Annotated in this window: 6 protein-coding genes and 1 pseudogene; all 7 read right to left on the bottom strand. The window is 55.7% G+C overall.

Annotated features, from left to right (window positions below):
* Nucleotides 1-868, bottom strand: an 868-nt coding sequence (locus tag JCM15764_RS20555; RefSeq protein ID WP_243689532.1) for an acyl-CoA dehydratase activase, incomplete at its 3' end; no start/stop codon positions are given.
* A gap of 329 nt (nt 869-1,197) precedes the next feature.
* A complete protein-coding gene (locus JCM15764_RS25545) occupies nt 1,198-1,446 on the bottom strand; it encodes a helix-turn-helix domain-containing protein (protein WP_243689531.1) in 249 nt (82 codons plus the stop codon).
* Nucleotides 1,443-3,170, bottom strand: a complete 1,728-nt coding sequence (locus tag JCM15764_RS20550) for a sigma 54-interacting transcriptional regulator (RefSeq protein ID WP_243689530.1) — start codon at nt 3,168-3,170, stop codon at nt 1,443-1,445. The genes JCM15764_RS25545 and JCM15764_RS20550 overlap by 4 nt, the downstream gene beginning before the upstream one ends.
* A 210-nt stretch (nt 3,171-3,380) precedes the next feature.
* Entirely contained in the window at nt 3,381-3,680 is a 300-nt protein-coding gene (locus tag JCM15764_RS25540) for a hypothetical protein (RefSeq protein ID WP_243689529.1), read from the bottom strand.
* A gap of 76 nt (nt 3,681-3,756) precedes the next feature.
* Entirely contained in the window at nt 3,757-4,434 is a 678-nt protein-coding gene (locus JCM15764_RS25535) for an acyl-CoA dehydrogenase family protein (RefSeq protein WP_243689528.1), read from the bottom strand.
* A gap of 113 nt (nt 4,435-4,547) precedes the next feature.
* A pseudogene (locus tag JCM15764_RS25530) lies at nt 4,548-5,075 on the bottom strand (acyl-CoA dehydrogenase family protein); the annotation flags it as partial.
* A gap of 133 nt (nt 5,076-5,208) precedes the next feature.
* The coding region (locus JCM15764_RS20540) for a 3-hydroxyacyl-CoA dehydrogenase family protein (RefSeq protein ID WP_243689527.1) at nt 5,209-5,814 on the bottom strand (606 nt) is incomplete at its 5' end.

Genomic DNA, 5,814 nt, shown 5'->3' with positions numbered 1-5,814 from the left:
CGAGACTATGAAAATCCCCCTCATCCGGCCTTCGGCCACCTTCTCCCTTAGGGAGAAGGAAATATCTCGGCAGTGAATTTGTCTGCAGTATTGTTCCCCTCCAGGCATAGAGGGCCGCGCCGATTGCCCCTGCCAGCTGTGGAAACTGGGGAAGCATGACCGGACGGCCGAGCATCTCCTCCGCCATCTGGACGATATAAGGGTTGTGAGCAACCACCCCGCCGGTCATGACGACGCGGTCGGTGAGGGAATCCATTTCCATGACCCGCTTGAGGACCGAATAAAAGATCCCCTTGACGATGTCCGTTACCCGTTTGCCGTGGCGGATGCTTTCCAGGACTTCCGTTCCGGAAAAAACCGTGCAGAAGCTGCCGAGCTTGACCATGTCTTCGGATTGGCGGGCCAGGTCGTTCATCTCTTCCAGGGGAAGGTCGAGGCGGCCCGCCATCTCTTCCAAAAAGGCGCCGGTGCCGGCGGCGCACTTGCGGTTCATCTTGAAGCTGCTGCGCTTGCCGGTGCTGTCCAGTTTGACGATCTTGTTGTCCTGGCCACCGATATCGATGATTGATAACTCGCCGGAAAAGTAATGACTGCAACCCTTGGCCAGGCAGCCGATTTCCGTCTTGTTTGTTTCGGTGACAAAAGGGACATTGGCTCTGCCGTAGCCGGTGGAAACGGCCCGTGCCACATTGGAGCGGCTTGCTCCAGCCATTTCCAGGGATAATTCGAGACAGACCGCGGCCGTCGCCGAAAAGTCCGTTCCCGACTTTTTGACGGCATGGCCGAGCAGGGTGCCTTTCGCGTCTATGACAGCAACCTTTGTCCTTGATGCTCCTATGTCCAGTCCGACAAAAACCGACTCATTCATGGGCTGTACCTGTGTTGTAAATTTATAAAATAATGTTTTGCAGACTGCATGCCGATATTTGGCTTTTAATGTAACTTACCGAAAAATAAAGGTACTTTTGCGATATAGGGTTTTATAATTATACTGGATGGTAAAAATCGACGATATTTCGTCGGGGTGGTGTCAGGCAAAACCATCGGCAAAGTTGTGGTTTTGGGATGGAAAGGCTTATTGCGGAAGGGTTCGGCGATGCTGCAAGAAGGTTGATGGCAGGAGACGATATCTCGTCGGATGAACGATATTTCGTTGGGCCAGTGGCGATTGCCGTGGAGGGCCTGGCTGCAGGACGATTACTTGAGCTCCGATAGAGCGGTTTTTCTTCTGATGCCTAACTTCTTCATCCTTGAGTTGAGGGTGGTCGGTTTAAGGCCGAGGATCTCGGCAGCGCCATTCCTGCCCCGGATGCGCCAGCCGGTTTTTTCAAGAATCGCATTGATATGCATCCGCTCCATTCCCTCGATGGTCATGGGGGCGATGCCGGCGCCGGCTGTGCCATCCTGAATGTCAACGACCAGGGTGGCGCCATTGTTGAGAATCATGCCCGCTCCACCAGGTTACGTAACTCCCTGATATTCCCCGGCCAATGATACCGTTCCATCGCCTCCATATTTTTCTTCGGGATACGTTCGATGGCTTTGCCGAAGACTTTACTGAACTCCTCGACCATCGCCCAGACGAGCAGGGGAATATCTTCCCGCCGCTCCCGCAGAGGGGGGAGGGAGATGGGAAAGACATTGAGGCGGTAGTAGAGATCTTCGCGAAAGGTCCCGTCTTTGACCGCCTGGACAAGACTCATGTTGGTGGCGGCGATAACGCGCACATCCACCTTGATCGGCTTCGAATTTCCCAGGCGCTCGAACTGGCCTTCCTGGAGGACCCGCAATAATTTCGATTGCAACTCCAGGGGGAGTTCGCCGATTTCATCGAGAAAAATGGTCGAGCCGTTTGCCGCTTCGAAACGGCCGACACGGGTGGAGACGGCCCCCGTATAGGCTCCTTTCTCGTGACCGAACAATTCCGCCTCGATGAGTGCGGCAGGCAAAGCAGCGCAATTTACCTTGATCATGGCCCGTGCACTGCGTGGGCTTTCATTGTGGATCGCCCTGGCTATAAGTTCCTTGCCGGTACCTGTTTCACCCAGGATAAGAACCGTGGAACCGGTGCTTGCCACCTGCTTGATCTGGACAAGGACGTTTCGGACTGCAGCCGATTTGCCGATGATATCCTCATGCTTGTATTCCACGTGGATCTGGTCGCGAAGAAACGTTTTCGCTTCCAGACGATCCTTGAGCTGCTTTATTTCAGCCAGGGCATGCTGAATTTGTTCGTCTGCCCGTTTCCGCTCCAGGGCATTGGCAAAGATCTCCCACAAGACGCGTAGCCTTTGGGTAAGCTCATCGGGCCACTCTCTCTTGACCCGGTAGGAAACGAAGGTGATGGCACCGACGATGGTGCCGCCGATACTTGCGGGGATAAACATGATCGACCTGATGCCCCCATGATCGCGGCAATATTTCTTCTCGCTCCAGAAAGTGTCGGCCAGTTCGTCCACATCGGATATGCGGAAAATTTCTCCCCGCTTTATCATGCTGATCCAGACGGGTATGAGGCCGGCGATCCTGGGGGGAGGCTGTTCGATTCCCGGCAAGGCAAAGGAGTGGGTGATATGCAAGCTGCTGCCGTCGTCCGAGAGATGCCAGATGCTGCATCGATCGAAGCCGAGAAATTCCACCAGCTTCTGCAGTGCGTCCTCGATCTTCCGGTCCACCTCACTCACCGATACGTTTATGAATGCGGAGGAAAGATCGGAAAGAAAAGCCTCAACCTGCAGCCGTTCTCGCTGGGCGCTTTCTCTTGCCTTTTGTTCGGTAATATCCTGGACGACCATGCCGCATCGGCTGACCGAGCCGGTGCTGTCTTTGAGGGGGTAAACGCAGAAGAACCAGTGTCTTCCTTGGGATTTGCCGTCGGGTACAACGAGTTCAAGATCCATGGAGGGCCGGCCTTCGGCAAAGGTACGGGACAATATGGGGTCCAGAGCAAGAGCAATCGATCGATCGAGGTCCCGAAGTGTCAGGTCCGGGTGCTGTCCGGCGGGCAGGCCGGTCATGGCAGCCATTCGTTCATTAAGGTGGAGAAAATGCAGATCGCTACCGATGATGGCGATACCGTCTTGGGCCAAATGGACCAACTGTTCAAGATCCCTGGAAGAGGTAACTGGGGAAACGGCTTTTGCTGGTGTTCGTTTGCCCGTAGGGCGCATTGTGATACCCCGCAGATAAATAAAAAATTGTTTTATACTGTAACATGCCGTAATTGAACAAGCAATAATTGTTGCTGAAACTTGTATGGATATTAAAAATAATAAAATGATAATTGGTTTTATTATTTGGAGTATGTATAAAAAAAGGCCGTCTCCGAGAAAGAGCGGCCTTGTGGGGTTGTATTCGATTGTGTATTGGCTGAGGTGGGGTCAGAACATATATTTCCCCGCCTCCTGCGCCGCCTGGGACAGCTGGTGCTTTGCCTGCAAAAGTCCCTCAACAGGTGCGGAGGAAAGAAGGAAAATCTCTTTCTGCATCTCCACCAAGGCATCGCCGCTCAAGGCATAGGCGCAGCAGCGGTTTGCCGCTGACTGAAATTGACTGGAGAGGTCGAAGGTCAGGATGGTCAGCACCGCCTTGAGCAGCTCCTGCTTTGCAGTGCTTGCGGAGGCAAAAGTCTTGTCAGCCCGTAGCAGGGCGCTTTCCAGGGCAAAGGTGGTGATGACCATGTCGCGATGGCCAGCAGCACCTCCTGGTGCTCCTTGGCCGGTGCCGTTGCGCCAAGCACGGTCAAATAGAGCTGCTTCAGCCTGGCAACCGTGGCGGCGGCAGTGGCAAATTCCCCCTGGTATGAGGTTTCAGAGGTGGCGCCGTTCCCCGCCTTGTCCACCAGTTTCCAGAGTGGCTGCCGCCATTGTCCGCCTTGCGGAAGAGCATGGTAGGGATGAGGATGCGGTTGATTTCGTTGGTCCCTTCGAAGATGCGCTGGATGCGGGCATCCCGGTAGTAGCGCTCCACCGGGTACTCGGCGATATAGCCATAGCCGCCATAAATCTGCACCGCTTCGTCCACCACCATATCCAGTTGCTCGGTGCAGAAAACCTTGGCAATGGCGCATTCGGCAGCATATTCCTCGATGGCTTTCTGGTAGCGCTCGTAGTAGTCGCTTCCCGAATGGTCGAGCAGCGCCAGCCGGCTGTCCAGGAGTCCGGCGACCCTGTAAATTACCGTCTCGGAGGCAAAGATGGCGGCGGTCATATCCGCCAGCTTTTCGCGGATGGCGCCGAACTCGCCGATTGCCTTACCGAACTGCTTCCGCATCGTCGCGTAGGACGCCGCCTCGGTAAAGGCCCTCTTGGACATACCCAAGGCTTGGGTGGCCACCTTGAGGCGGCCCACGTTGAGGACGTTAAAGGCGATCTTGTGCCCCTTGCCCGGTTCGCCAAGCAGGTTTTCCACCGGCACCTTGACGTTATCCAGCATAAGTTGGGTTGTCGAGGAGCCCCGAAGCCCCATCTTTTTTTCTTCCGCGCCGACGGAAAAGCCCTCGAAGCTCTTTTCCACGAGGAAGCAGAGAAGTCCTTGCCGTCGATCTTGGCAAAGACGGTGAAGAGGTCGGCAAAGGCGGAGTTGGTGATGAACTGCTTGATACCATTGAGGATATAGTATTTGCCGTCGGCGGAAAGGGTGGCGGTGGTCCGCGAGCTCAAAGGGTCGCTGCCGCAGTCGGGTTCGGTCAGGGCATAGGCGCCGAACCATTCTCCCGAGGAGAGTTTCTCCAGATAGCGCTCTTTCTGGTCAGGGGTACCGTAGTAGACCATGGGGAGGATGCCGATGCCCGTATGTCCGCCGAAGGCCATGCAGAATGACGTTGCCGGGGCCACCTTTTCGATCATCAGCATGTTGGTGGTCTTTTCCAGCTCCAGCCCCCCGTACTCCTCTGGGACCTCGGCCAGGAACAGCCCCAGATCGGCGCACTGGCGCATCTTTTCCACGATGAAGGCGTTGTCCTTCTCCTCGATGCGGTCGATGTGGGGAAAGACCTCTTTCTTCATGAACTCATCGGTGGTTTCCGCGATCTGCCGCTGTTCGGCGGTGAATTCCTCCGGTGAGAAGGTGTCCATGCGGGCGGTGTCGGCCAGGAGAAATTCTCCGCCGCTCAAAAGGGTGCTGTGCATTGCCGTCTCCTTGATGCTATTGGTTTCAATCTTCTTTTTTCGAATCCATTGGGGATCACCCTCTCCCCAACCCTCCCCTTTATGCCCTGCGGGTACATCGAGGGGGAGGGAGCTTAATGCCAGGATCGTTACTTCTCTTCCGAATAATCGTAGAACCCTTGCCTGCCTTGCGCCCCACGTAGCCAGCCTTGATCATGTTCCTGAGCAGCCCCGGAGCGGCGAAGCGCTCCTGCTTCATGTATTCATGGAAAATATTGATGACATGGTAGCCGATGTCCACCCCGGCGAAGTCCTGGAACTCCAGGGGACCCATGGGCATGTTGCAGCCGAGCTTCATGGCGGTGTCGATGTCCTCTGCCGATGCCACCCCTTCCTCCAACAGCCGGACTGCATCGATGATGTAGGGGACGAAGAGGCGGTTGACCACGAAGCCGGGGGTGTCCTTGCAAGTGATGGCGGTTTTGCCGATCTTCCTGGCCATCTCCAGGGCCAGATCCTTGGTGGCCGGTGCGGTCTGCAGGGCCGGGATCACCTCCACCAGTTTCATCACCGGCACCGGGTTGAAAAAGTGCATGCCGATGAAGTTGGCCGGGTTCTTCACCAGGGCCGCCATCTCGGTGATGGAGATGGAGGAAGTATTGGTGGCATAAATGGTGTCGCTGCCGCAGACGGCGTCCAGTTTGGC

This window comes from Geotalea toluenoxydans JCM 15764, from assembly GCF_001311985.1.
Taxonomy (GTDB): Bacteria; Desulfobacterota; Desulfuromonadia; order Geobacterales; family Geobacteraceae; genus Geotalea; species Geotalea toluenoxydans.
Note: the sequence above shows the minus strand (reverse complement) of the source record. Positions and strands in the feature narration are given on the sequence as shown.